25 protein-coding genes and 1 pseudogene are annotated in these 24,530 nt (G+C 65.1%); 8 read left to right on the top strand and 18 right to left on the bottom strand.

The genetic code is table 11. From position 1 onward, the window contains the following. Positions 1-2 precede the first annotated feature (2 nt). The 7 genes from DEM25_RS02240 to DEM25_RS02210 all read right to left on the bottom strand — a co-directional run bounded on the left by DEM25_RS02240 (position 3) and on the right by DEM25_RS02210 (position 5,941). A complete protein-coding gene (locus DEM25_RS02240; RefSeq protein WP_109767162.1) occupies positions 3-812 on the bottom strand; it encodes a phosphatidate cytidylyltransferase in 810 nt (269 codons plus the stop codon). After that, positions 809-1,564, bottom strand: coding sequence for an isoprenyl transferase (locus tag DEM25_RS02235; RefSeq protein WP_420578761.1), 756 nt, complete (start codon positions 1,562-1,564; stop codon positions 809-811). Before DEM25_RS02235 ends, DEM25_RS02240 begins: the two co-directional genes overlap by 4 nt. A gap of 51 nt (positions 1,565-1,615) precedes the next feature. Beyond that, positions 1,616-2,173, bottom strand: coding sequence for a ribosome recycling factor (gene frr / locus DEM25_RS02230; protein ID WP_109767163.1), 558 nt, complete (start codon positions 2,171-2,173; stop codon positions 1,616-1,618). A gap of 31 nt (positions 2,174-2,204) precedes the next feature. Continuing rightward, positions 2,205-2,927: a UMP kinase gene (pyrH, locus tag DEM25_RS02225; RefSeq protein ID WP_109767164.1), complete on the bottom strand. Its 723-nt coding sequence runs from the start codon at positions 2,925-2,927 to the stop codon at positions 2,205-2,207. Between the two features lie 120 nt (positions 2,928-3,047). After that, positions 3,048-3,971 (bottom strand): translation elongation factor Ts, encoded by a 924-nt coding sequence (gene tsf / locus DEM25_RS02220; RefSeq protein ID WP_109767216.1) that lies wholly within the window; start codon positions 3,969-3,971, stop codon positions 3,048-3,050. A gap of 139 nt (positions 3,972-4,110) precedes the next feature. Next, positions 4,111-4,956 carry a 30S ribosomal protein S2 gene (rpsB, locus tag DEM25_RS02215; RefSeq protein WP_109767165.1) on the bottom strand — a complete coding sequence of 282 codons (846 nt, stop codon included), beginning with the start codon at positions 4,954-4,956 and terminating at the stop codon, positions 4,111-4,113. A gap of 163 nt (positions 4,957-5,119) precedes the next feature. After that, positions 5,120-5,941, bottom strand: coding sequence for a cell envelope integrity EipB family protein (locus tag DEM25_RS02210; RefSeq protein ID WP_109767166.1), 822 nt, complete (start codon positions 5,939-5,941; stop codon positions 5,120-5,122). A 93-nt stretch (positions 5,942-6,034) separates the two neighbouring features. Between DEM25_RS02210 and DEM25_RS02205 the strand changes: the two genes are divergently transcribed. The 4 genes from DEM25_RS02205 to DEM25_RS02190 all read left to right on the top strand — a co-directional run bounded on the left by DEM25_RS02205 (position 6,035) and on the right by DEM25_RS02190 (position 8,962). Next, on the top strand, positions 6,035-6,499 hold the full coding sequence (locus DEM25_RS02205) for a RidA family protein (protein ID WP_109767167.1): 465 nt from the start codon (positions 6,035-6,037) through the stop codon (positions 6,497-6,499). Further along, the gene (locus DEM25_RS02200; RefSeq protein WP_109767168.1) at positions 6,496-7,212 is read left to right on the top strand and encodes a glycerophosphodiester phosphodiesterase family protein; all 717 of its coding nucleotides are present in this window, start codon (positions 6,496-6,498) and stop codon (positions 7,210-7,212) included. Before DEM25_RS02205 ends, DEM25_RS02200 begins: the two co-directional genes overlap by 4 nt. 51 nt (positions 7,213-7,263) lie before the next feature. Continuing rightward, a complete protein-coding gene (locus DEM25_RS02195; protein WP_109767169.1) occupies positions 7,264-8,472 on the top strand; it encodes a GNAT family N-acetyltransferase in 1,209 nt (402 codons plus the stop codon). A gap of 61 nt (positions 8,473-8,533) precedes the next feature. After that, complete coding sequence (locus DEM25_RS02190; RefSeq protein ID WP_109767217.1) at positions 8,534-8,962, top strand: HIT family protein; 429 nt, start codon at positions 8,534-8,536, stop codon at positions 8,960-8,962. A 6-nt stretch (positions 8,963-8,968) separates the two neighbouring features. Here DEM25_RS02190 and DEM25_RS02185 read toward each other — a convergent pair whose 3' ends face one another. The 10 genes and pseudogenes from DEM25_RS02185 to DEM25_RS18465 form a co-directional block, all read right to left on the bottom strand. Then, complete coding sequence (locus tag DEM25_RS02185; RefSeq protein ID WP_109767170.1) at positions 8,969-9,292, bottom strand: TfoX/Sxy family protein; 324 nt, start codon at positions 9,290-9,292, stop codon at positions 8,969-8,971. A 205-nt stretch (positions 9,293-9,497) separates the two neighbouring features. Further along, positions 9,498-9,881, bottom strand: coding sequence for a Fe-S cluster assembly scaffold SufA (gene sufA, locus DEM25_RS02180; protein WP_109767171.1), 384 nt, complete (start codon positions 9,879-9,881; stop codon positions 9,498-9,500). A gap of 61 nt (positions 9,882-9,942) precedes the next feature. After that, positions 9,943-10,335 carry an SUF system Fe-S cluster assembly protein gene (locus DEM25_RS02175; RefSeq protein WP_420578894.1) on the bottom strand — a complete coding sequence of 131 codons (393 nt, stop codon included), beginning with the start codon at positions 10,333-10,335 and terminating at the stop codon, positions 9,943-9,945. 27 nt (positions 10,336-10,362) lie between these two features. Further along, a complete protein-coding gene (locus tag DEM25_RS02170) occupies positions 10,363-11,607 on the bottom strand; it encodes a cysteine desulfurase (protein WP_109767173.1) in 1,245 nt (414 codons plus the stop codon). Further along, positions 11,607-12,677 carry a Fe-S cluster assembly protein SufD gene (sufD, locus tag DEM25_RS02165; RefSeq protein ID WP_439650645.1) on the bottom strand — a complete coding sequence of 357 codons (1,071 nt, stop codon included), beginning with the start codon at positions 12,675-12,677 and terminating at the stop codon, positions 11,607-11,609. The genes DEM25_RS02170 and sufD overlap by 1 nt, the downstream gene beginning before the upstream one ends. Before the next feature lie 146 nt (positions 12,678-12,823). Next, positions 12,824-13,579 carry a Fe-S cluster assembly ATPase SufC gene (gene sufC / locus DEM25_RS02160; RefSeq protein ID WP_109767175.1) on the bottom strand — a complete coding sequence of 252 codons (756 nt, stop codon included), beginning with the start codon at positions 13,577-13,579 and terminating at the stop codon, positions 12,824-12,826. Positions 13,580-13,604: 25 nt separating this feature from the next. Continuing rightward, on the bottom strand, positions 13,605-13,802 hold the full coding sequence (locus DEM25_RS02155) for a hypothetical protein (RefSeq protein WP_109767176.1): 198 nt from the start codon (positions 13,800-13,802) through the stop codon (positions 13,605-13,607). Next, positions 13,802-13,966 (bottom strand): hypothetical protein, encoded by a 165-nt coding sequence (locus DEM25_RS17865; protein ID WP_196780242.1) that lies wholly within the window; start codon positions 13,964-13,966, stop codon positions 13,802-13,804. The genes DEM25_RS02155 and DEM25_RS17865 overlap by 1 nt, the downstream gene beginning before the upstream one ends. Positions 13,967-14,002: 36 nt before the next feature. Then, entirely contained in the window at positions 14,003-15,472 is a 1,470-nt protein-coding gene (gene sufB, locus DEM25_RS02150; RefSeq protein ID WP_109767218.1) for a Fe-S cluster assembly protein SufB, read from the bottom strand. A 184-nt stretch (positions 15,473-15,656) separates the two neighbouring features. Then, positions 15,657-16,809: pseudogene (locus DEM25_RS18465) on the bottom strand (cysteine desulfurase family protein). A gap of 99 nt (positions 16,810-16,908) precedes the next feature. Here DEM25_RS18465 and DEM25_RS02140 point away from each other — a divergent pair. Both DEM25_RS02140 and tyrS read left to right on the top strand, forming a co-directional pair. After that, a complete protein-coding gene (locus tag DEM25_RS02140) occupies positions 16,909-17,589 on the top strand; it encodes an alpha/beta hydrolase (RefSeq protein WP_109767219.1) in 681 nt (226 codons plus the stop codon). A gap of 168 nt (positions 17,590-17,757) precedes the next feature. Next, entirely contained in the window at positions 17,758-19,008 is a 1,251-nt protein-coding gene (gene tyrS / locus DEM25_RS02135) for a tyrosine--tRNA ligase (RefSeq protein ID WP_109767178.1), read from the top strand. Between the two features lie 45 nt (positions 19,009-19,053). On the opposite strand, the gene DEM25_RS02130 is transcribed toward tyrS, so the two are convergent. Next, positions 19,054-22,488 (bottom strand): DUF3971 domain-containing protein, encoded by a 3,435-nt coding sequence (locus DEM25_RS02130; RefSeq protein ID WP_147393258.1) that lies wholly within the window; start codon positions 22,486-22,488, stop codon positions 19,054-19,056. A gap of 158 nt (positions 22,489-22,646) precedes the next feature. Between DEM25_RS02130 and bcp the strand changes: the two genes are divergently transcribed. Together bcp and DEM25_RS02120 are read left to right on the top strand one after the other, a co-directional pair. Continuing rightward, positions 22,647-23,120, top strand: a complete 474-nt coding sequence (bcp, locus tag DEM25_RS02125) for a thioredoxin-dependent thiol peroxidase (RefSeq protein ID WP_109767180.1) — start codon at positions 22,647-22,649, stop codon at positions 23,118-23,120. A gap of 145 nt (positions 23,121-23,265) precedes the next feature. Then, on the top strand, positions 23,266-24,528 hold the full coding sequence (locus DEM25_RS02120; RefSeq protein WP_109767220.1) for a M23 family metallopeptidase: 1,263 nt from the start codon (positions 23,266-23,268) through the stop codon (positions 24,526-24,528). The last annotated feature ends 2 nt before the right edge of the window (positions 24,529-24,530 follow it).

The raw sequence follows: 24,530 nt of genomic DNA, 5'->3' as shown, positions 1-24,530 counted from the left end.
GGTCAGAAAAAGGCAAGGGCGGGCTGGTCGATGCCGGCGCGCAGCGCACTGGCAAACCATAGGCCAATCGCGGCGAAAACAAGACCATCGACTCGATCCATGACGCCGCCATGGCCGGGGATCACGCGGCCTGAGTCCTTGACGCCGGCGCGCCGCTTGATCCACGATTCAAACAGGTCGCCGGCCTGCGACAGGGTCGACAGGACCAGCGCCAGTCCGATTGCCGCCCAAAAGCTGCTGACGCCGAACAGCGCATCGACCAAGAGCGCTGCGGCAACGGCCGAGGCGAGCCCGCCGAGCGCGCCGGAGATCGTCTTGTTGGGTGAGACGCGCGGCGCCAGCTTCGGCCCGCCTACCCGGCGTCCGACGAAATAGGCGCCGATATCGGTGGCCCAGACCACGGCGACCAGGAAGATGATGGCCGCCAAGCCCGGCTCGAAGCCCCAATCGCCCCGCAAAAGGCCCAGACTGGTCAGAAGCAGCGCCGCATAGACGAACCCGCCAATCGCTCGTCTGTCCTTGAGGCCGACGGCCGCAACGGCGAACAAGGCCAAAACGGCGAGCAGAAGCAGTGTCTTGGCAGCCGGCGGCGCAAACAGGATGACGACCGCCAGTGCGATCAAGCCCAGAATGCCAACCGGTTGCAGCCGGTCGTCGCTGCCGGGCATCTTCATGTCGGTCCATTCGACCCAGAAGATGGCGGCGATCAGCGTGATGAACATCACGAAAGGCGTTCCGCCGGCAATCGTGACGGCGATGAAGATCGCTCCCAGCACCACGCCGGACCAGACCCGGGCGGCGAGGTTGCTCATAGGGCGACGTCGCGCGCCGGCGTCACCGCGCCATAACGGCGTTCCCGGCCGCGATATTCCTCGAGCGCCTGCACAAGCTGGTCTTCGTCGAAATCGGGCCACATGCAGTCGAGGAACACCAATTCGGCATAGGCCGCCTGCCAGAGCAGGAAATTGGACAGCCGCATTTCGCCGCTGGTGCGGATGATCAGATCCGGATCGGGCAGTCCGGCCGTGTCGAGCGCGCCGCTGACATCGGCGCTCGTCAGGCGCCGCTCGCAATCGGGCGTCAGGCGCGCCGTGTCGATCAGCTTTTGCGCCGCGCGCAGCAATTCGTCGCGCGCACCATAGTTGAAGGCGATGTTGAGGTTGAGCCGGACATTGCCGCGCGTGCGCGATTCGGCACGTTCGATCAGGTCGAGAATGTCGGGCTTGAGCCCTTCACGGCTGCCGATGATGCGGATGCAAACCCCGTTTGCCGCCAGCTCCGCCAGGTCGCGGTGGATGTAAAGCCGCAGCAGACCCAGAAGATCGCGCACCTCTTCAGGCGGTCGAGACCAGTTCTCCGACGAAAACGCGTAGAGCGTCAGGTGCCGGATGCCGTGCCTGGGCGCGGCGCGCACCGTGCGGCGCACCGCTTCCACGCCTGCCCTGTGGCCGAAAGTACGCGGCATGGAGCGCGCGGTGGCCCAGCGGCCGTTGCCGTCCATGATGATGGCGACATGTTCGGGACCGAGGATCGTGTCAGCGGGCGCTTTGGACAGCACGTACATCTCCTTTGGGGACGCCGGGCGCCCGATTCGTTGCGCCTGCGGCCGCGGCGGTTACACCTGAAGGATTTCGGCTTCTTTCTCGGCCAGCAACTCGTCGATACGCGTGATGTATGTGTCGGTCTGCTTCTGCACGGCGTCCGATTCCGACCGTCCCTCGTCCTGACCGATCTCGCCGTCTTTTTCGAGCTTTTTCAAGGTGTCCATGCCGTCGCGGCGCACGTGGCGCACAGCTATCCGGGCGTTTTCCGCATATTGGTGGGCAACCTTGACCAGTTCGCGCCGCCGCTCCTCGTTCAGTTCGGGCAGCGGGACGCGCACGGTGGTGCCGTCGGTCATCGGGTTGAGGCCGAGGCTCGACTCGCGGATCGCCTTTTCGACGGCCCCGACCATGGACTTGTCCCAAACATTGACCGCCAGCATGCGCGGCTCGGGCACGGTGACGTTGGCGACCTGGTTGATCGGCATCGCGCTGCCATAGGCTTCCACAGTGATGGGGTCGAGCAGCGAGGCCGAAGCGCGGCCGGTGCGCAGACCGCCAAGATCGCTTTTGAACGATGTGATCGCGCCTTCCATGCGGCGGGTCAGATCGGCAAGATCATACTCACTCATGACACTGCTTCCTCCGGAACGGGCAGATGAACTATTGCTCGCGGACAACGGTCGAACGGCCGCGTCCCTTGACGATGGCGGCCAGGCCGCCCTTTTCGTGAATCGAAAACACGACGATGGGAATCCGGTTCTCGCGGGTCAGCGCAACCGCCGCTATGTCCATGACATTCAAGCCCTTTTCAATGACCTGCGCATGCGTCAGACATTCATAGCGCTCGGCCGCCGGATCGAGCTTGGGATCGGCCGAATAGATGCCGTCCACCTGCGTGCCCTTCAACAGCGCGTCCGCGCCGATTTCGGCGGCCCTGAGCGCCGCAGCCGAATCGGTCGTGAAATAGGGATTTCCCGTGCCCCCCGCAAAGACAACCACCCTGCCCTGTTCGATGTTCCACATCGCCTTGCGTTGCGAGAAGCTTTCGCACAATTGCGGCATCGCAATGGCTGACAACACCACGGCATCCAGTCCGCTCTTGACCAGCGAAGTGCGCAGCGCCAGCGAATTGATGACGGTTGCCAGCATGCCCATATGGTCGCCGGTCACCCGGTCGCCGCCGCGCGAGGCCACCGCGACCCCGCGGAAGATGTTGCCGCCGCCGATCACGATGGCGACCTGCACGCCCATGTCGACCGCCTGCTTGACGTCGCTGGCGATCCGGTCGGCAACTTCGACATCGATGCCAAAGCCCTGATTGCCCATCAGCGCCTCGCCGGACACTTTCAGCAGGACACGCTTGTAGGCAAGGTCTTCGGACATGGGCAGATTTTCGGGATCAGCGGCAGGATTCGGTTGGGCCCCGATACAACACGGGCACCGCCTTGTCACGCGGTGCCCGTCTCGTGTGGACCGATTTCGATCCGAAGGCTCAAGGGCCGGTCAGCCCTTGGCGGCGGCGGCGACTTCGGCGGCGAAGTCGCTCTCTTCCTTCTCGACGCCCTCACCCAGCGCGAACCGTTCGAAAGCGGTCACTTTCGCCTCAGCGCCAATTTCCTTTTCGGCTTCCTTGAGCGCCTGCTCGACCGTCAGGTCGGGATTGATCACGAAGCTCTGCTTGAGAAGGCAGACTTCCTCGTAGAACTTGCGCAAGCGGCCCTCCACCATCTTCTCGATGATGTTTTCGGGCTTGCCGGATGCCTTGGCCTGCTCGGAAAAGATCGCCTTCTCGCGCTCGATGGCGGCCGGGTCCAGATCGGCCACATCGATGGCCAGCGGATTGGTCGCCGCCACATGCATGGCGATCTGCCGGCCGATCGCCGACGCCGCAGCGGCATCGCCGCCGGTTTCGATGGCGACCAGCACGCCCAGCTTGCCCAGATCGGTCTTGACCGCATTGTGGACATAGGTCGCGACCGTGCCGCTGCCGACGCTCAGCTTGGCCGAACGGCGCAGGTTCATGTTCTCGCCGATGGTCGCGACGGCGTCCTTGATGGTTTCCTCAACGCTCTTGTCGCTGCCCGGATAGGCGGCCGCGGCGACCGCCTCGACCGAACCGTCCGTGCCCAGCGCGACCTGCGCGACATCGCCGACGAGCGTCTGGAACGCGTCGTTGCGGGCGACGAAATCGGTTTCGGAGTTGACCTCGACCACGATGGCGTCTGTACCCGATGCGGCGACCCCGATCAGCCCTTCGGCAGCGGTGCGGCCGGATTTCTTCTCGGCCTTGGCGATGCCCTTGGTGCGCAGCCAGTCGACCGCCGCATCCAGGTCACCATCGGTTTCGGTGAGCGCCTTCTTGCAGTCCATCATGCCCGCGCCCGTCAGGTCGCGCAGCTGTTTCACCAATGCGGCTGTAATGGTCATTGTCGTGCCTTTCGTCATGCCGGCCCGGAGCTCTCCGGGACACGGCGTGTCATCCAATTGTCGTTGTGGAACCGGCCCTGCCCGGTCCGTGTGACGCGCCGATGAAGGGACGCCCCCGCGGGCGTCCGATCGCGCTGCGTCAGGCCTGGGCCGGCTGTTCTTCGGCCGGTGCGGCTTCCTCGGCAGCCGGTGCAGGCTCTTCGGCGACCGCCGCCGGCTCTTCAGCCGGAGCCTCCTCGATGGCCGGCTCGGCCGGTGCTTCGGCCTGCGCGCCGACATCGACGCCCGAAGCGCCCTGCTGGCGTTCGATGCCGTCGATCGCCGCCCGTGCGATCAGGTCGCAATAGAGCGAGATGGCGCGCGCGGCATCGTCATTGCCCGGGATCGGATGGTCGACCACGTCCGGATCGCAGTTGGAATCGATGATCGCGACGACCGGAATGCCGAGACGATGCGCTTCCTGAATGGCGATGGCTTCCTTGTTGGTGTCGATCACGAACATCAGGTCGGGAATGCCGCCCATGTCCTTGATGCCGCCCAGCGCGCGGTCGAGCTTTTCGCGCTCGCGCTCGAGGTTCAGCCGTTCCTTCTTGGTGAAGCCCTCGGCCTCGCCGCCCAAAAGCTCCTCGAGCTTGCGCAGGCGCGCGATCGAATTGGAGATCGTCTTCCAGTTGGTCAGCATCCCGCCGAGCCAGCGGGCGTTGACGTAGTACTGCGCCGACCGCTTGGCCGCGTCGGCGACGATTTCAGAAGCCTGGCGCTTGGTGCCCACGAACAGCACGCGGCCGCCGCCGGCCACCGTGTCGGACACTTTCTTGAGCGCCTGCTCAAGCAGCGGCACCGTCTGCGACAGGTCGATGATGTGGACATTGTTGCGGTCGCCAAAGATGTACCGCGCCATCTTCGGGTTCCAGCGGTGTGTCTGGTGGCCGAAGTGAACGCCAGCTTCAAGCAGCTGGCGCATGGAATAGTCTGGCATTGCCATGCGTATGGTCCTTTCCGGTTCTGCCTCCACGGCGCGTCAGCGGTTGCCCGCCACCGGTGGCCCCGCCGGATGTCTCCCGGTCGTCAGCCTGCACCGTGTGTGGAATGATCGGGCGCTTAGCCCAAAGCCCGCCTCTTGGCAAGAGACCTGTCAGATGGGGTTCTCAGGAGCAGTCTTCAACCTCGAACAGTTCCAGTTCCTCCATCGTGCCCGACAGCATGAAGTCGCCATAGTCCATCTCCAGCGACCTTGTGATGCCATTGTCGTGCATCTTGAAGGCGATCCGGTATTCGGGCAGCCCCTCGCCCTCGGTCACCTCGTCGAAATAGGCAACCGAGATGTTGCGAAACGGCGCATCGGCGACCGCGCCGATCGCATCGGGATCGTCCTCGTCCTCGGTCTTTTCGGGACCGATGATCACCGTTGTGGTCAGCACCCGGTCGGCATCGTCCGACCCGTCGAAAATCTTCTTTTCGTAGAAGCGCTCGCCGGCGGCGGCCCGCTCGATCAGATCGATCATGTGCGCGGTGGGAAACGCGGCCGGGTCGAGCCGGATCTCGGTTTCCTCCGGTTCGCTGAGCGTGACGATCGTCGCATCGTCCTCGACGGCCGCCACGCCTTCGATCGTGCGGTCGGGCCGCTGGTCGACGAAGGTGCGGGTCAGGAAGCGGAAGGACGAGCCGTCGGCTTCCTCGAAGGTCGTCGTCTGCTGGTCGGTAACGCGGCCGCCGGCGCGCGCGGCGATTTGCGTGACGAAGCGGAAATTGGTCGTGTAGCCCTCGCAGGCCGATCCCCGGAACTCGTAGACGATACGGCCGCGCATGCCGGTGATGCCGCTGCGGTCCGACGCCTCTTCCAGTTCGACCGCGTAGACAGCCCGGTGCGGCGCCAGTTGGACGCCGGCGGCCTCGGCGGGCGCGGGCATCGTTGCAACGGCGACCAGAAGGCCGGCTGAAACGGCAAGGGTTTTTCGGCGGATTGGCATCGTGAATCGCTTTCCTTTTTGGCGCCACTATAGGAAACGTCTTGTCAGAAGCGAGGCAAAATCCGCCCCGCGCCACAGGAGGAACCAGAACGCATGACCGACCAGATCGAAACCAGGCTCGCCGAAATGGGCATCACGGTGCCGGACGTTGCCGCGCCGGCGGCGAACTATCTGCCCTATGTGCGCAGCGGCAATCTGGTGTTCACCTCCGGGCAGTTGCCGTTCATGGACGGCGCACTGCGCGCGACGGGTCTGGTCGGCGCCGATGTCAGCCTTGAAGACGGCCAGGACGCGGCCAAATGGTGCGCGGTCAACATTCTGGCGGTGGCGAAAAGCGCGCTCGGCAGCCTCGAGGCCATCGAAAAGATCGTCAAGATCTCCGTGTTCGTGGCGTCCGCGCCCGGATTCACCGAGCAGCATCTGGTCGCCAACGGCGCATCGGACCTTCTGGCCGAAGCGCTGGGCGACAGGGGAAGGCACGCGCGCGCGGCGGTCGGCATGGCCAGCCTGCCGCTCAACGCCGCCGTCGAGATCGAGGCGATCATCGAGGGCCGATGACCGACATCGCCTCTCTGACCGCGCGGCCCATCGCCCATCGCGGCCTGCACGACGACAACCGGACGCGGTGGGAGAACACCGCGTCCGCGTTCCGCGCCGCGATCGCCGGCGGGTTCGGCATCGAACTGGACGTGCAACTGTCCGCCGATAGCGTTGCGATGGTCTTCCACGATGCGGAGCTGGATCGTCTGACCGGCGCGACGGGCCCTATCGCGGACCGCTGTGCGGATGAACTGCGCGATCTCGCCGTCGGGGGCACCGAAGACCGGATCATGACGCTCGTCGAAACGCTTGATCTGGTCGATGGGACCGTGCCTGTCATCATCGAGATGAAGGACAATGGCGCCCGCAACGGCGATCTGGCGCGCGCCGTCGCGCGCGATGTTGCGGGCTATCGCGGGCCAGTCGCCATCATGTCGTTCGAGCACGCGCTTCTGGACGCGTTTCGCGCCATGGAAACGGGCGTGCCGCTGGGCCTGACCGCGTCGGGCATCAGCAATGCGGCGCTGGCCGAACACAGGCCACAGCTCGAAGCGGGGATCGATTTCGTCTCTTATCAGGTCGCCGCCCTGCCCAATGCCTTCGTCGCCGAGGTGCGCGCGCGCGGCCTGCCGGTCATCACCTGGACGGTCCGGACGCCCGAACAGGTTGCGCTGACCCGTGCCCATGCCGACCAGATGACGTTTGAAGGGTTCGATCCCGACGCGGCATGAAAATCGCCGCCGCGCCTTGCGGCGCGTTTGCGATGCAATACATCTCGGTTGATGACCGATCCCACAGCCGCCACAGCCCCGCCCGAGGGCCAGCCCGCCCATGTCGTGCGGGTTCACGAGCGCATCGCCGACGTCCCCCGCGCGGTCTGGGACGGATTTGACGGCACCAGCCGTGCCCACGGTACGGCCTACAACCCGTTCATGCGGCATGATTTTCTCAGCGCGCTGGAAGAAGCGGGCTGCGCCATCGCCGACACGGGCTGGCACGGCCAGCACCTGGTGCTTGAAGATGGCGCGGGAAACGCGCTGGCAGCGGCCCCTGCCTATCTGAAGGCGCACAGCCAGGGCGAATATGTCTTCGACCATGCCTGGGCCGACGCCTGGGAGCGTGCCGGCGGCCGCTATTATCCCAAGCTGCAACTTTCGGTGCCGTTCACACCGGCCACCGGCCCTCGCCTTCTGATCGGCCCCGACGTCAACGCCGAGGCCGCCCGCGCGGCGCTGGCCAACGCGATCGCGCAACTGACCGAACGGCTGGGTCTCTCCTCGGCGCATGTGACGTTTGCGCAAAAGCCCGATCTCGACGCGCTGCTCGAGGCCGGCTTCCTGCACCGCACGGACCAGCAGTTCCATTTCATCAACAAGGGCTACGGCTCCTATGCGGAGTTCCTGGAAACCCTGTCCTCACGCAAGCGAAAGGCGCTGAAAAAGGAGCGCGCGACCGCCCTTGAGAACGGCATCACCATCGACTGGCTGACCGGTTCGGACATCACAGAAGCGGCACTCGACGATTTCTACGTCTTCTACACCGACACGGGCGAACGCAAATGGGGCCGGCCCTATCTCAACCGGCGCTTCTTCTCGCTTGTCGCCGAGCGCATGGCCGACGACATCCTGCTTGTGATGGCCAGTCGAAACGGCCGCAACATTGCAGGCGCGATCAACTTCATCGGCGGCGACACGATCTTTGGCCGGCATTGGGGCTGTGTCGAGCATCACCGCTTCCTGCATTTCGAGGTCTGCTACCACCAGGCGATCGATTTCGCGATCGAACGCAAGCTGGCCGTGGTCGAAGCGGGCGCGCAGGGCGAACACAAGCTGGCGCGCGGCTATCTGCCGGTGACGACCCATTCGGCCCATTTCATCCCGCATGAGGGTTTCCGCAAGGCCATCGAGGACTACCTGCACCACGAGCGCGCCGATGTGGCGCGGTTCGGCAAGATCCTCGCCGACGCGGGACCGTTCAGGAAGGCCGATTGAATCGCCGCGCAACTGCGCCTAGACCGGATCGGCAACGATGCCCGGAACGGCGGACGAGGACATGACAGCATACGACACCGACAACATCTTCGCCAGAATCCTGCGTGGCGAAATCCCGTCCCACACGGTGCATGAGGACGAAGACACGCTGGTGATCATGGATGTGATGCCGCAGGCCGACGGCCACGCGCTGGTCATCCCCAAATCCGCGTCACGCAACCTGCTCGATGCCGAGCCGATGGCGCTTGGCGCGGCGATTGCGGTCGTCCAGCGCGTGGCGCTAGCCTCAAAGGCGGCGTTCGCTGCCGATGGTATTTCGGTGATGCAGTTCAACGAAGCGGCGGGCGGCCAGTCGGTGTTCCACCTGCATTTCCACGTCATTCCGCGCCATGACGGCACGCCGCTGCGCGCCCATTCGGGCCAGATGGAAGACCAGGACGTGCTGACGGCCAACGCCGAGAAGCTGCGCGCGGCGCTCGCCGCGCTCTGAACAGGATTACTTGCGCGCCCGGCGTGCCGTTTCGACGGCGAGGCGCCCCCAGGGCTCCATCGCATCGGCACTTTCCAGTGCCTCGTCGGGAACCTGCCAATAGGGCATGGCCGTGGGCCGCCGGTTCTTGTGGCCCTCATAGACCCAGCGTTCCATGCCCTCGGCCTCATAGACCGGCGAGGATTGGTCGTCGCCCTTCACATAGAGCTTGTCGAAGGCAACGAGCGCAAAGATGCCGTGCGCGCAGTAGACGCCCTGCCCGCCGAACATGCGCTTGATGGTGATCGGCCCGAACGGGGCAAACAGGTCCCTGAGATAGTCTTCATCCATCGGCGTCCCTCGACGGTCCTTACTGCTCGAGACGGAAATGCTCGTGACACGCCGGGAAGGTCGCGCCCGTCCGGCGGAAGGCGGCGACCAGCGCCGCGGCGGCACAAGTCAGGCCGATGAGGAATCTGACGGCACGCTCCCGGTTGGGTTGCATTTGGTCCGCGCTGCGTTTCGAGCCGGTGGAGGGTCGAGCGCCTGTGTCGGGCTACAGTTCGCCCCGCGCCTCGGCCAGTTCCTTCAGATCGGCGGGCTTGAGTTCGACCGATTCGCCGCACCCGCACGCCGAAGACTGGTTGGGATTGTTGAAGACGAAGCCGGTACGCAGCTTGGTCACCTCGAAATCCATCTGCGTGCCCAGCAGATAGAGCATCGCCGCCGGATCGACCCATACATGGGCGCCCGCATGGCTGATATGGTCGTCCTTGGGATCGGGTTCGGTGACCAGATCGACCGTATACTCCATGCCCGCGCAGCCGCCCTTCTTGATGCCGACCCGCACGCCCTGCGCACCCTGTTCGGCGCGTCCGGCGACGATCTCGCGCACGCGATCCGCAGCCTGGTCGGTCATGGTCATGATGGCAAAGGCCATGGGTTCAACTCCTGTCGTTGCCTGAGATTTATGCACGCCCGGCAGCGCGCGCAAGCGGCCGTCAGTAGAGCCCCACCGCGATCTGCGCTTCCTCGCTCATCCGGTCCGGCGTCCAGGGCGGATCGAAGGTCATCTCCACCTCGACATCCATGACGCCCTCGACGGTGCGTACTGCGTTTTCGACCCAGCCCGGCATCTCGCCGGCCACCGGGCAGCCCGGCGCCGTCAGGGTCATTTCCACCTTGACCGTCCGGTCGTCCTCGATGTCGACGCGGTAGATCAGGCCGAGTTCGTAGATGTCGGCCGGAATCTCCGGATCGTAGACCGTCTTCAGCGCCGCGACGATATCGTCGGTCATGCGCGCCAGTTCGTCGCGCGGCAGCGCCGACGGGGTCGGCGTGGCCGCCGTTGCCGGCGCTTCGGTTTGTGCGGTTTGTGGTGTCTGGTCTTCCATCATGGGATCATCCTAGCACGACGGTGCTCATGCAAAAAACTCGCGCGCCTTTTCCAGCGCTTCGACCAGCGCGTCGACTTCGGCGCGCGTGTTGTACATGCCGAACGACGCCCGGCAGGTGGACGTGGCGCCGAAGCGCTTGAGCAGCGGCTGGGCACAATGGGTGCCGGCACGCACGGCAACACCCGACCGGTCGATGACCATGGAAATGTCGTGCGCGTGCAGCCCCTCGATCTCGAACGCGATGATTGCCGCCTTGTCGGGCGCGTTGCCGATGATGCGCAGCGCGTTGATGCGCGAAAGCTGCTCGTGCGCGTAGGCGCGCAGATCGGCCTCATGCGCCGCGATGGCGGGACGGCCGATCCGGTCCATGTAATCGAGCGCGACGCCGAGCCCGATCGCCTGGGCGATGGGCGGCGTGCCCGCCTCGAACCGGTGCGGCGGATCGGCGTAGGTTACAGCATCCTCGCTCACATCGAGGATCATCTCGCCGCCGCCCTGGAACGGTTTCATGGCCGCAAGGCGTTCCGCCTTTCCGTAGAGCACGCCGATTCCGGACGGCCCGTAGGTCTTGTGGCCGGTGAAGACGTACCAGTCGCACCCGAGATCCTGAACGTCGACCGGAAGATGCACGGCACCCTGGCTGCCGTCGACCAGAACGGGAATGCCGCGCGCATGGGCGATCTCGCAGACCTTCCTGATCGGCACGACCGTCCCCAGGACGTTGGAGACATGGGTCAGCGCGACCAGTTTGGTCCGGTCGGTCAACCGCGCCTCGAATTCGGCAATGTCGAACCGACCCTCATCATCGACGGGCGCCCAGACGAGCCTGGCGCCTATGCGCTCGCGCAGGAAATGCCAGGGCACGATGTTGGCATGGTGCTCCATGATCGAAATGACGATCTCGTCGCCCTCGCCGATCGCGTCCGCGCCGAACCCGTGGCTGACCGTGTTGATCGCCTCTGTCGCCGACTTGGTGAAGACGATCTCGTCGACCGAGCCCGCATTCAGAAAGCGCCGGACGGTTTCGCGCGCTGCCTCATAGGCATCGGTCGTCGCGTTCGACAGGTAATGCAGCCCGCGATGCACGTTTGCATATTCGTGTTCATAGGTGCGCGCCACCGCGTCGATCACCGCACGCGGCTTTTGCGCCGATGCGCCATTGTCCAGATAGACCAGCGGCTTGCCATAGACTTCCCGGGAAAGGATCGGAAAGTCGGCCCTGATCGCGTCGACATTGTAAGCAGCGTTCGAGACCGGATCGGCGCTCATTACCCGTTCGCCTCCAGCCAGTCGGCAATGCGGATTTCAAGCGCCTCGATCAGCGCATCGTCGTCCAGTTCCTCGACGATCTCGTCGACAAAAGCCTCGATCAGCAGGCCTCGCGCCGTCTTGGCCGAAATGCCGCGCGCCATCAGGTAGAACAGATGATCCTCGTCGATCTCGGCGACCGTGGCACCATGGGCGCAGACGACGTCGTCGGCAAAGATCTCCAGTTCCGGCTTGGTGGCAAAACCGCTTTCATCGGAGAGCAGCAGCGTGTTGCAGGCCATCTGCGCGTCGGTCTTCTGCGCGGCCCGTGCGACGCGGATCTGACCCTGGAACACGCCCTGCGCCTTGCCGGTGACGACGTTGCGCACCGTCTCGGTCGATGTGGTGTTGGCGACGAGATGGTCCAGTTCCAGCGTCACGTCGCAATGAGTCTTTTCGCCGATCATGTTGATCGCGCGGAAGGCCAGTTCGGCGCCCTCGCCGGTCGCTGCGGCATGAACCTCCTGGCGCACCAGCCGGCCGCCATAGTTGGCGATGAACAGGGTGGCTTTTGCGTCCTTTTCGAGCGTCAGCCTGAAAGTGCCGAGATGGGACGCAGCCGCTCCCTGTTCCTGCACGATGATCCAGCGGACTTCGGCGCCTTCGCGCACCGTCAGTTCGGTGGCATTCGACGCGAGCACGTCTTCGTCCGACCCCATGTGCCGGTCGATGAAGGCGGCTTTGGCGCCGGCGCCGACGGTGACGAGGTTGCGCGTGTGCACCTGCCCGCCATCATGGATCGACTGGAGCTCGATCGGACGTTCGATGTCAGCGCCCTCGGCGACGGTGAGGCGCACGCCGTCGGTCACAAACGCGGTGTTGATCGCGCCGATCGCATCGTCGGCTTCGGTCGGCGCTTCCAGGATCACACCGCCCACATCGGCGCGCAGCGCGTCGGCCACCGCCTCGATCTGACAGCCCTCGATTTCGGTCCGCTCGATCAGCTGACCGTTGATCAGGACGAACCGGTGGGCATTGTCGACAAGCGGATCGGCGGGCCCGGCAGCCACATCGCTGCGCCATTCGGGCATCGCGTTCACAAGCCGGCGCAGGTCCGTATAGTGCCAGGCTTCCACCTTGCGCGTCGGCAGCCGGTGCGCCTTGATCGCCTGCACCGCCTGATCGCGCGCCATCACGGTATCGGCATTGCCGGGCAGATGGCTGCTNTGCAACCATGTCAGGCCGCCTCGGCGATGATGTCGGTATAGCCCTTGGCTTCGAGCTCGAGCGCCAGCGACTTGTCGCCGGTCTTGACGATGCGGCCCTTGGACAGGACATGCACCGTATCGGGCACGATGTATTCGAGCAGGCGCTGATAGTGGGTGATCACGATCACGGCGCGGTCGGGCGAACGCAGCGCGTTGACGCCATCGGCAACGATCTTCAGCGCATCGATGTCGAGGCCAGAATCGGTCTCGTCGAGCACGCACAGTTTCGGCTCGAGCAGCTTCATCTGCAGGATCTCGGCCCGTTTTTTCTCGCCGCCCGAAAAGCCGACATTCAGGGGACGCTTGAGCATCTCCATCTCGACACCGAGCGTGCCGGCCGCCTCGCGCACCTTCTTGATGAAGTCCGGTGTCGTCAGCTCGTCCTCGCCGCGCGCCTTGCGCTGCTCGTTGAGCGCCACCTTGAGGAACTGCATGGTGGCGACACCGGGAATTTCCACCGGGTACTGGAAGGCCAGGAACAGGCCCGCGCTGGCGCGCTCGGCCGGGTCCATCTCGAGAATGGATTCGCCGTTGTAGAGAATGTCGCCCTCGGTCACCTCATAGTCGTCCCGGCCAGCCAGCACGTAGGAAAGCGTCGACTTGCCCGAGCCGTTCGGCCCCATGATCGCGGCCACTTCTCCGGCTTTCACGGTCAGGTTGAGACCGTTGATGATCTCGGTGCCATCCTCGGCGATCCGCGCGTGCAGGTTCTTGATTTCCAGCATTTTCTTCGTTCCCAACTCGGTCTTTTCAGTCTTGTTTCTTCTTCACGAACAGCCCGCGCATGGCGTAGCTGATGGCGGCGACACCGCCCAGAAGCCCGGCGCTCAGATAGCGGTCGCCGAACGGGTTCCACAAATAGCCGGCCACCGTCACGAACAGGATGGTGGCAGCGCCCGCCAGGCGGATCGTGCCGGTCAGATCACGGTTGTCGTCATTTTTTCGCATCACAACCCCAGGGCTGCGCGGACCGGCGGCAAAAGGCTGGCTGCCACGATGCCGACGACGGCACCGACAAGAATGCGCCGGTTGCGGGTGCCAAGCGAAGGTGCGAGCGCGGCGAGCGCACCGCAGATCGCCGCGTACCAGACGATGGTTGTCGGATCGAACATGGCTGTTCTCCGGCCTGTGCCGAAAACCGGCTGCTGCTACCCAACGCTGCCTTCCAGCGAAATGCCGATCAGCTTCTGCGCCTCGACGGCGAACTCCATCGGCAGCTCCTGGATGACCTCCTTGACGAAGCCGTTGACGATCAGCGCGATCGCCTCCTCTTCGGGAATGCCGCGCTGCATGCAGTAGAACAGATGGTCCTCGGAAATCTTCGAGGTAGTCGCTTCGTGCTCGAGCTGCGCCGAGGAATTGTTGGCCTCGATATAGGGCACGGTGTGTGCGCCGCAGCGGTCGCCGATCAGCAGCGAATCGCACTGGGTGAAATTGCGCGCGTCGGTCGCCTTGCGATGCACGGACACCTTGCCGCGATAGGTGTTTTCCGATGTACCCGCCGAAATGCCCTTGGAGATGATCCGGCTCGACGTGTTCTTGCCCAGATGGATCATCTTGGTGCCCGAATCGATCTGCTGCGCACCGTTCGACACCGCGATCGAATAGAATTCGCCGCGTGAATTGTCGCCGCGCAGGATGCAGGACGGGTACTTCCATGTGATTGCCGAACCGGTCTCGACCTGAGTCCAGGAAATCTTGGAATTGTCGCCCCGGCAGTCGCCGCGCTTGGTGACGAAATTGTAGATGCCGCCCTTGCCCTCGGCATCGCCCGGATACCAGTTCTGGACGGTCGAGTATTTGATCTCCGCATCCTCGTGCGCGATCAGTTCGACCACGGCGGCGTGAAGCTGGTTCTCGTCGCGCTGCGGCGCCGTGCAACCCTCGAGATAGGACACGTAGGCGCCCTTTTCGGCGATGATCAGCGTGCGCTCGAACTGGCCGGTGTCCTTCTCGTTGATGCGAAAATAGGTCGACAGTTCCATCGGGCAGTGCACGCCCTCGGGCACATAGACGAACGAACCGTCCGTGAAGACCGCCGAATTGAGCGCGGCGTAATAATTGTCGGAGACCGGCACCACCGAAGCGAGATATTTCTTCACCAGTTCGGGATGCTCGCGCATGGCTTCGGAGATCGACATGAAGATCACGCCGGCCTTGGCGAGCTCGGCCTTGAAGGTGGTGACGACGGACACCGAATCGAACACCGCGTCGACGGCAACCCTGCGCTCCTGCACGCCGGCCAGGATTTCCTGTTCGGCAAGCGGAATGCCGAGCTTTTCGTAGGTGCGGCGGATTTCCGGATCGACATCGTCAATGGTCTTCGGGCCGGTCTGCCCCTTGGGCGCGGCGTAGTAGTAGATGTCGTTGAAATCGATCTTGGGATAGTTCACCCGTGCCCAGTCGGGTTCCTCCATCGTCAGCCAGCGCCGATAGGCGTCAAGCCGCCACTCCAGCATCCATTCGGGCTCTTCCTTCTTGGCCGAGATGAAGCGGATGATGTCCTCGTTCAGGCCCTTTGGGGCCTTGTCCATCTCCAGGATGGTCTCAAAGCCGTATTTGTACTGATCGACATCGATCTTTGCGACCTGATCGATCGTCTCCTGAACCGCGGGCATGGCGATCTCTCCTTCCAACCGAACTGCATGCAGCGCTACCGCGCGCACGATGGCCGTCTGACGCGGCCTTCATCATGGTCAATCTAGTCCATACATCAGTTTTGAAAAGTTCTAAAGAGCGAAAATCTGACTTTTTGCCATAGGTTTTCCATCATGTGGCATTTCTTGCCGCGTAGGCAAGCCGTCAGGCGGCGCGCATCCGTCCGATCAGCGGCGTCAGCGCATCGACCAACGCGGACAAATCCGCCCAACCCGTTCCCAATCCGAACGAGACACGGATCGCGCCATCGTCGCCCTCGACGCCCATCGCTTCGAGCACATGGCTCTTGCCCACCTTGCCCGATGAGCAGGCCGAGCCTGAAGACACGGCGAACCCGGCCAGGTCGAGGCCAATGGCCAGTGTCTCCGCTTTGATGCCCGGCACGGTGAAGAAAACGGTGTTGGCGACGCGCGGCGCAGCGACGCCGTGCACGACGACATCAGCGGCCGCACGCCGCAGTTCGGTCTCGAAGCGATCGCGCAACCGTGCCAGTTCGGAAAAGCCGTTCAACCCCGCAACGGCGGCGTCGGCGGCCGCGCCAAAACCCGCGATCAGCGCCGGCGATTCGGTACCGCTCCTGTGGCCGCGCTCCTGCCCGCCGCCGGCGATCAGCGGCAGCGGCATCATCAGATCGGACGCTCCGGCAATGGCGCCCATGCCTTTCGGTCCGCCGATCTTGTGCGACGACAGCATCAGGAAATCGGCCAAACCCGTTGAAAGATCGACCGGAATGCGCCCCAGCGCCTGCACCGCATCGAGGACGAGGATGCCGCCGGCGCCGCGCACGACGGCGCTGATCTCCNTCGTGCGCGGCGAGCCGTCCTTTGAGCGTCTCAAGATCGAGCAGTCCATCTGGACCGACGCCGATTCGCGTGACCGCTTCGGGCAGGAAACGCCCGCCCGCCAGAAGGCAGGGGTGATCGGCGGCGCAGACATAAAGATGGCCCATCGTCAGCGACGACCGGCCCATCGACCAGTGCGGCGTCAGCAATGTCGCGGCCGCCTCGGTCGCGCCGGAGGTAAAGACGATGTGGTCCGGCGCGGTGCCGACCAGCCCGGCCACCTGCCGCCGGGCTTTCTGGACCATGGCGCGCAGGGCCCGACCGTTCCTGTGGACGGACGACGGATTGCCCTCGATCTCCATCGCCGCAAGCACTGCCTCGCGCGCGGCCTCCAAAAGGGGCGCCGAGGCGTTATGGTCCAGATAGTGCGTCACCGGCCGCTCTTTTCCCGCCAGGTGCGGGATTTCCTTGATATTTCGGGGTCGATGGTCATATGACGGCCTCCGCGCTTGCATTCAACCTTTTCAGACCTTGAAACCGGGCCGCAAACACGCATCTCAATGCCGGCAGCGCCGCATGCGATGGGCCGCCGACGGTTTTGCCAAGGAGACCCGATGCCAGAAGTGATTTTCAACGGACCGGCGGGACGCCTCGAAGGCCGCTACCAGCCGGCCGCCGACAAGACGGCGCCGATCGCGATGATCCTGCATCCGCATCCGCAGTTCGGCGGAACGATGAACAACCCGATCATCTACAATCTGTTCTACATGTTCCAGAAGCGCGGCTTCACCACGCTGCGCTTCAATTTCCGCTCGATCGGCCGCAGCCAGGGTGAGTTCGACCATGGCGTGGGCGAACTGTCGGACGCCGCGGGCGCGCTCGACTGGGTCCAGTCGCTGCATCCCGAATCGAAATCGTGCTGGATCGCCGGCTATTCCTTCGGCGCCTGGATCGGCATGCAGCTTCTGATGCGCCGCCCCGAGATCGAGGGCTTCATGTCGATCGCGCCGCAGCCCAACACTTACGACTTCTCTTTCCTGGCGCCATGCCCCTCGTCCGGACTGATCATCCACGGCGATAGCGACAAGGTCGCGCCGCCCGACGCGGTGCAGGGGCTTGTCGACAAGCTGCACACGCAAAAGGGCATTCTGATCACCCAGAAGACCCTGCCCGGCGCCAACCATTTCTTCTCGGGGATGGAAGAAACGCTGCTGGGCGAATGCGCCGACTATCTCGATGCCCGCCTGCGCGGCGAACTGGTGCCGGACAATGTCCGGAAGCTTGCCGGGCGGTAGAGCCCTCATGGGTCGTTACCTCGCAGACCTGTCGAGCGCCGCACCGGCTTGATCTTGACCAAGCAAACCGCCATGACGGCGTGAAACCGGAACAGACCGGTTTTGCACGGCAATGGTCCGCACCTGCGGGCAAGGCCGGCCACCTCATCTGCACGGAACACCGCACCCATGCCCGCCTACAAGTCCGACTTTCTGAACGTCCTGAACGAACGCGGTTTCATCCACCAGATCTCCGATCCCGAAGGACTGGACGCAAAGTGTATGGAAGGGCCGATCACCGCCTATGTCGGCTATGACGCGACGGCGACCAGCCTGCATATCGGCAATCTGATCTCCGTGACGATGCTCTACTGGCTGCAGCAGACCGGCCACCGGCCGATCACGCTGATGGGCGGCGGCACGTCCATGGTCGGCGACCCCTCGTTCCGCGACGACCAGCGCCAATTGCTGACGCCCGAAAAGATCGAGGACAACATCGCCGGCATCAAGACCGTCTTCGGCCGCATTCTCGATTATGGCGAGGGCGAAACCGGCGCGCTGATGGTCAACAATGCCGAATGGCTGATGGAACTGAACTATGTCGACTTCCTGCGCGAGGTGGGCCGGCACTTCTCCGTCAACCGGATGCTGACCTTCGATTCGGTCAAGCTTCGGCTCGACCGCGAGCAATCGCTGTCGTTCCTCGAATTCAATTACATGATCATGCAGGGATACGACTTCACCGAACTGAACCGGCGCTATGACTGCATTTTGCAAATGGGCGGCTCGGACCAGTGGGGCAACATCGTCAACGGGCTCGACCTGTCCCACAAGATGGGCGGCCCGCAGCTCTACGCGCTGACGACGCCGCTTTTGACCACATCGTCGGGCCAGAAGATGGGCAAGACCGCGCAGGGGGCCGTCTGGCTGAACGACGACCTCTTCAGCGCCTATGATTTCTGGCAGTACTTCCGGAACACCGAGGACGCCGACGTCGAGAGGTTCCTGAAGATCTTCACGCGCCTGCCGCTCGACGAGATCGCCAAACTCGCCGCGTTGAAAGACACCGAGATCAACGAGGCCAAAAAGGTTCTGGCGACCGAGGCGACGGCAGTGGTGCATGGGCGCGATGCTGCCGAACAGGCCGCCGAGACCGCGCGCAAGACGTTCGAGGAAGGGGCGCTGTCGGAGAACCTGCCGACGATCGAGGTTCCAGCCGCCGAACTGTCAGCCGGCATGGGGCTGTTGAACCTGCTTGTCGCGGCGGGTCTTGCCGTATCGAACGGTGAAGCGCGCCGGCATGTGAAGGGCGGCGCGGTGCGGGTCAACGATTCGGCGGTGAGCGACGAGCGCCTGACGGTCGATGAAGGCGCGGTCGCCGACGGCGTCGTCAAGCTGTCCGTCGGCAAGAAGAAGCACGTGCTCGTCCGGCCGGTGTGACGGCGCCACTCGCCGACCTCCCCTCAAGGGGGAGGTGGACAGATGTCACCTGAACTCGAAGATCGACCGGAACAGGCCGGGCGCGATCACGGACAAGGGATTGACCGTGATCTGCGGCCGTTCGAACGAGCCTTCGAGCTTGAAGGTCACGCCGATCAGCCCGCGTTCGCGCCCATTGCCCAGGAAAAGCCCCAGGATCGGTATTTCCGAGAACAGCGAATTGACGCCGTAGGCGGGCATGAATGTGCCCGTCATCCGCATCTCGCCGTCCCGGTCATAGACCTGGCCCTGAAGCGCGAAGCCGACCATCGGGCCACGCACGATACCCTGGCCGATCGAAAGGCCCCCGGGCGCAAAGACCGCGTTGGCCTGCGCCACGTCGAAGACGACCTCGCGCGTATCGATGTCGCGGCGCACCGCTTCGCTCAGGCTGGCGGTTCCGTCGCCGCGCGTCGAGACGAGCTGCGACAGTTTCGGCTCGTCGAACACGCTGAAACCGGTCATCTGCACGGGACCGGACAATTGGCCGCCCGGCGCGCCGGCCAGGCTGGCATTGAGGACGCCGCCGCGAATCTGTCCGTACAGATCGAGAAAACGCAGGAACCCGCCGGCGTCCAGCGCCTCGATGCGCACGCGCCGCCCGGCGCCCTGCCCGCGAATCGCCACCGAGAACGGCATGCCGGTGTCGCTGGTGCCGGTAATCGACAGGTTTTCCACCCCGCCGTCACGGATCGACAGTTCGGTGCGCACGTCGCGCATCTCCACACCGCGAAAACCGCGCACGGTGCCGAGCGACGCCGAGACCGTCACCGGCGTGCCGCCGCCCTCGCCGCTTTGCTGCATCTGCCTGCGGACGTGGCGGATCAGCGCCCGCGCATCGACGGCCTGCCCTTCGACATCGACCGCGTACCCCGCGCCCTCGCGGCGAACATCGACGGAGACGCTGTCGCCCTCATTGAGCCGCAGTGAGCCGAAGCGGGCCTGGCTCAACCCCTTGCCATCGACCGCGATCCGCCCCTCGGCGCCGAACGGACCGCCGGTCAGGCTGAACGCGTCGAGCACCGCCGTCTCGCCGTCCAGAAGCAGATGGAAGTTCGCTCGGGCGCCGACGCCGGCGCCCTTCGACCAGCCGATCCAGGGCAACAGGAGTTCGGCCGATGTCAGATCGGCCGACACGTCGAACGCCGCGCCCGTGCCCTCCATTTCCAGCGGGGTCGGTCCACGCAGCAGCACGTCCAGCCCAGGCGCGAAAGTCTCGCGGCTGGCATCGTCGAGCCGCAGCGTGATCGACCTTGCCGCCTCGACATCCGATGCGAACGGGATCGTCATGGCGATCTCGGCGGGCAGACCGTCGATCGCCCCGGTCAGATCCAGCTCGGCGCGCGCGGGCGTGACGCTGACGGCGCCGTTCAAGCCGGTGAGAAGCGAGCCGTCGACGGGCTCGGCAATGGCCGCGTCCGACAGGTCCATGTCGACGGTCCAGTCGGGTCTCGGCCCGTCCTCGCCGCCATTGAGAAACAGGCCGATGGCGATCTGCGCATCCACATTGCCGCTCAAGTCGTCGGGGTCGTAGGCGCGATACTGCATCGCGTTGATCGGCCGGTATGCGATGATCTCGCCGAGCGCTGCGGCCGTGCCGCGGACGCGCACACTGACATCGGCGCCGACCAGCCCGTTCTCATCCTCGGGCTGGATCACCATCACGCCGTCGCTGGCCTCGGCCGTCCGGCCCGACGGCAGGAACACCGTGCCCGATCGCAGCAGCATGCGGGTGGTCTGGTCGGAATGCTCGATCCGGCCGACCGCATCGCGAACCGGCGGCAGATCGCCGGCAATGTCAAAGCGCACGCCTTCAACCTCGAGCGCGATCTCCGTGTCGCCAAGGACGCGCTGGTTCGTGCCCGGCAGGCGCCGCCGCAGCGGCTCAACGATGTCGAAACGGCCTGAAACCACCCGCCCGCCTGCGAGATTGTCCAGAACCCAGCGCCTTGCGCCGCGCGCCACCGGCGCCGGCCAGAACTGTTTGAGCCCGGCGACCGACATGTCCTCGATGTCCATCTTGAACACCGCGCTCGGCGCGGCAGCGTAAAAGCTCATCTGGCCCTCGGCGCTGGCGCCGCCGGCGTCAGACTGCATCTGCATGTCGGTGAACCGCACAAGCCGTTCGGCGGGATCGACGATGCCCCGCGCGCGCGCCGCAAAACGCAGTGATTGCTCGGGCGAATCGGCCGGCGACAGGCGCCCGCGATTGGCGATCGCATCGAATTCGAGCGGCGCGAAAGCAGCGCCCGGCGCGGGAGCCGCGTCAACGGCATCGCGCATGCGCACCGACAGTTCGAAGGTCGAGCGGCCGAGCGACCATTGCCGCGGTTCGACCGAGAGCACCCGGTCTTCGAAACCATAATCGGCGACGATCCGTCCGCCGAGCGGCACGAAATCGTCCGCCCCAAGCTTCAGGGTCAGATCTTGCGGCGCAAGCGTCGCCCGAAGCACGTTGGCGGCTGAATCGCGCGGCGTGTGGACCAGTTCCAATACCGTCTCGGTGGGCACGGGCGGCCGTTCGGCGCCGGGCTCGTGATCGGCGGCCACCTCGGAGAACAGCGTTGGCAGGCGGCGCCAGGGAAACGGCATCGCATCGACTGTCACCAAGAGCTGCGCGGGTTCCGACGGCTGGTCGGCGCGTGGAACGTTCAATTCGCCCGAAACGGCCGAGATGCTGCCGTCGAAAGCGATCTCGCCCTCGAATACGGCATTGCCCCTGGCATCGGCGCGTCCCGTCAGCCGCTCGACGGAGAGGGTCGAGACCATGCCGCCCTCACCCAGCACAAGGGTGCTGTCGGCAATGTTCAGGCGCAGTCCGCCCTCCTGGTGCAGGTGGATCGCGCCCCATCGACGCATCGCCGCAAACAGGGCGTCGAACCGCTCGGGCACTTCGGAGAGTGCGAACGGCACGCCGGGCGCTTCGTCGCCGCCGGCATTGAACGCGGCCATGGCCGCTCTGTCGATGTGCACGCCCTTGACGGCGATGCCGGCCACGCGGGGGTTGTCGCGCACAAGGCCGACGGGGTCGATCTGCACGGACAGCCGGCCGACCGTCGCCACCGGGTCGGCCTGGGGACCGGGCGCAAGCGACACGTCGTCGAACGTCACCGCCACGCTTGGCGGCCAAGAGAGGCGGACATCGGTGTTGCCCAATGTCAGCGCAAACCCCTCGGGCACCATGCGCTGCAGCGTTTCGCCGGCCATACGCTGGGCGGGACCGGCCAGAAGCCCGCTGGCGGCAAGCATGGCGGCCAGCAAGACCACCGCCACGACCGCCACAACGGAAAAGCCGATCGTCCGCCGCGCGAGGCGGCGGACCGGGGGCAGAAGCGGCGCATGCACCGGCCCCTTGCGGCGCCCGCCATGGGACGGCAGCGTTCGCAAGCGCCGGCCCGCGTCGCGCTCGAACTTCACATATTGGGTGTCGTGCCTGTTCAAATCGTTCCGACCGTTCGCGCACCTGGCAGGTAAGCGGGAATCGCCGTGGACGCCCGCGCACCATCGCTTATATGTCATGGCGTGCAAGACTGCGACGCGTCCGGCGCGACGCATGATCCGCACGCCCCGACCCAACCCGATGACGAGGAAACCGATCCGTGACGACAATCGATGCCGGCGCCGAAGCGCCCGATTTCACCCTTCCGGCCGACAATGGCGAAACCGTGTCGCTCTCCGCGTTCCGGGGCCAGAAGGTGGCGCTGTTCTTCTACCCCAAGGACGACACCAGCGGTTGCACCAAGGAAGCGATCGCCTTTTCCGGCCTGCTCGACGACTTCAAGGCGGCCAACACGGCGGTGATCGGCATGTCGCCGGACAGCGCCGCCAAGCACGACAAGTTCAAGGCCAAGCACGATCTCACGGTCACCCTCGCTTCCGACGAGGAAAAGACCACGCTCGAAGCCTATGGCGTATGGGTCGAAAAAAGCATGTATGGCCGCAAATACATGGGTGTCGAGCGCTCCACCTTCCTGATCGATGCCGACGGCAAGATCGCGCAGGTCTGGCGCAAGGTGAAAGTGCCCGGCCATGCCGAAGCGGTGCTGGAGGCGGCCGTCGCGCTCAACGGCTGATCCCGGTCGCCGCGGGGCCGCCAGCGACCGGCGGCGATACGCTTTGTTAACCCTAACGCCTTCTAATTCCGGGTCAGGATAATGACACTGGAGACGGGGTATCGTGGGTCAATCCGCCGTATTCGGACGCCGCCGGCAGCCGCACATGATCGTCATCGCCCAGGGCGACCGGATCAGGCATTTCACCGTCCGGCCCTGGGCCGTCGCGCTTGGCGCTTCGCTTCTGTTGGCGGTCGCCGCCGGCTATCTGATCGCCACAGGCTATCTGATCATGCGTGACGATCTGATCAACGCCGCAGTGCTGCGTCAGGCCCGGGTCCAGCACGCCTACGAGGACCGGATCGCCTCGCTGCGCGCGCAGGTCGACCGGATCACCTCGCACCGGCTGCTCGACCAGCAGTTCATGGAAAGCAAGATCGCCGAACTGGCAACGCGGCAAAGCGCGCTGGCCGAGCGATCGGGCACGCTGGCGCCGCTGCTCGAACGGGCGCGCGGCCGCGGTATCGGCGCGCAGGCGGTTCCCGCGGACGCCCTGCCCGTCCCGGCGCTCAGGCCGGGCGCCGACCAGGCCGCGCTTGAGACCATCGTGCCCGCCAATCCGCTGCTGGCGCCGGCCACGCAGCCCGTTCGGGCCGGGCTCGGCTACGCGCCAGCCACGCGCTCGGCCGCGAGCACCAAGGCCGACCGTCTCGGCCCGGCCGATCCGCTCACCGCGCTCAGCAGCGTCACCTCGACGCTGGACGAGATCGAGACCGCGCAGCTTGAGCAACTCGGCGTTCTCGCCCGCGCCGCACACTCCAAGCGCAACGCGATCATCGCGGCCGCTAGGGAATCGGGTCTTCCGATCCGCTCGGAGACCACGCCGCTCGACGCGGTCGGCGGCCCGTTCGTGCCGATCGGCGACATCTCGGCGGATGAATCGTTCGAAACCGGCATCGAAGCGCTGCAGACCGCGCTTGACGCGCTTGAACGCACAAAGAGCGAAGTCACCGCCTTTCCGATCGCCCATCCCGCGCCCGGTCAGCGGATCACAAGCGGTTTCGGGCCGCGGCGCGACCCGATCCTGGGCCGCAGCGCCTTTCACGCCGGCATGGACTTCCGGGCGCCGACAGGCACGCCAATCCGCGCACCGGCGAGCGGCAAGATCGTCCGGGCCGGCCGCAATGGCGGTTACGGCAAGATGGTCGAGATCGACCATGGCAACGGGCTGAAGACGCGCTTTGCCCATCTGAGCCGCATTCAGGTGAGGGTCGGCGAGGAGGTTTCCGCCGGCCAGCGGATCGGCGCATCGGGCAATACGGGACGGTCGACAGGTCCGCACCTGCATTACGAAGTGCGCAAGGACGGCCAGGCCGTCAATCCGATGCGCTATCTGAAGGCCGGAACGCGCCTCGGCAGCCACCTCTGACA

Source organism: Oceaniradius stylonematis, assembly GCF_003149475.2.
GTDB lineage: Bacteria > Pseudomonadota > Alphaproteobacteria > Rhizobiales > Rhizobiaceae > Roseitalea > Roseitalea stylonematis.
Note: the sequence above shows the minus strand (reverse complement) of the source record. Positions and strands in the feature narration are given on the sequence as shown.

Bases quoted from the DNA above. Each gene is read 5' to 3' on its own strand.
- frr (WP_109767163.1), bottom strand. From the start codon at position 2,173: ATGAGTGAGTATGATCTTGCCGATCTGACCCGCCGCATGGAAGGCGCG.
- DEM25_RS02190 (WP_109767217.1), top strand. From the start codon at position 8,534: ATGACAGCATACGACACCGACAACATCTTCGCCAGAATCCTGCGTGGC.
- sufD (WP_439650645.1), bottom strand. From the start codon at position 12,677: ATGCCCGAATGGCGCAGCGATGTGGCTGCCGGGCCCGCCGATCCGCTT.
- DEM25_RS02120 (WP_109767220.1), top strand. From the start codon at position 23,266: ATGATCGTCATCGCCCAGGGCGACCGGATCAGGCATTTCACCGTCCGG.
- DEM25_RS02155 (WP_109767176.1), bottom strand. From the start codon at position 13,802: ATGCGAAAAAATGACGACAACCGTGATCTGACCGGCACGATCCGCCTG.
- sufC (WP_109767175.1), bottom strand. From the start codon at position 13,579: ATGCTGGAAATCAAGAACCTGCACGCGCGGATCGCCGAGGATGGCACC.
- DEM25_RS02240 (WP_109767162.1), bottom strand. From the start codon at position 812: ATGAGCAACCTCGCCGCCCGGGTCTGGTCCGGCGTGGTGCTGGGAGCG.
- tsf (WP_109767216.1), bottom strand. From the start codon at position 3,971: ATGACCATTACAGCCGCATTGGTGAAACAGCTGCGCGACCTGACGGGC.
- DEM25_RS02140 (WP_109767219.1), top strand. From the start codon at position 16,909: ATGCCAGAAGTGATTTTCAACGGACCGGCGGGACGCCTCGAAGGCCGC.
- rpsB (WP_109767165.1), bottom strand. From the start codon at position 4,956: ATGGCAATGCCAGACTATTCCATGCGCCAGCTGCTTGAAGCTGGCGTT.
- DEM25_RS02205 (WP_109767167.1), top strand. From the start codon at position 6,035: ATGACCGACCAGATCGAAACCAGGCTCGCCGAAATGGGCATCACGGTG.
- sufA (WP_109767171.1), bottom strand. From the start codon at position 9,881: ATGGCCTTTGCCATCATGACCATGACCGACCAGGCTGCGGATCGCGTG.
- DEM25_RS02210 (WP_109767166.1), bottom strand. From the start codon at position 5,941: ATGCCAATCCGCCGAAAAACCCTTGCCGTTTCAGCCGGCCTTCTGGTC.
- DEM25_RS02175 (WP_420578894.1), bottom strand. From the start codon at position 10,335: ATGGAAGACCAGACACCACAAACCGCACAAACCGAAGCGCCGGCAACG.
- tyrS (WP_109767178.1), top strand. From the start codon at position 17,758: ATGCCCGCCTACAAGTCCGACTTTCTGAACGTCCTGAACGAACGCGGT.
- pyrH (WP_109767164.1), bottom strand. From the start codon at position 2,927: ATGTCCGAAGACCTTGCCTACAAGCGTGTCCTGCTGAAAGTGTCCGGC.
- DEM25_RS02170 (WP_109767173.1), bottom strand. From the start codon at position 11,607: ATGAGCGCCGATCCGGTCTCGAACGCTGCTTACAATGTCGACGCGATC.
- DEM25_RS02195 (WP_109767169.1), top strand. From the start codon at position 7,264: ATGACCGATCCCACAGCCGCCACAGCCCCGCCCGAGGGCCAGCCCGCC.
- DEM25_RS17865 (WP_196780242.1), bottom strand. From the start codon at position 13,966: ATGTTCGATCCGACAACCATCGTCTGGTACGCGGCGATCTGCGGTGCG.
- DEM25_RS02200 (WP_109767168.1), top strand. From the start codon at position 6,496: ATGACCGACATCGCCTCTCTGACCGCGCGGCCCATCGCCCATCGCGGC.
- DEM25_RS02185 (WP_109767170.1), bottom strand. From the start codon at position 9,292: ATGGATGAAGACTATCTCAGGGACCTGTTTGCCCCGTTCGGGCCGATC.
- sufB (WP_109767218.1), bottom strand. From the start codon at position 15,472: ATGCCCGCGGTTCAGGAGACGATCGATCAGGTCGCAAAGATCGATGTC.
- DEM25_RS02235 (WP_420578761.1), bottom strand. From the start codon at position 1,564: ATGTACGTGCTGTCCAAAGCGCCCGCTGACACGATCCTCGGTCCCGAA.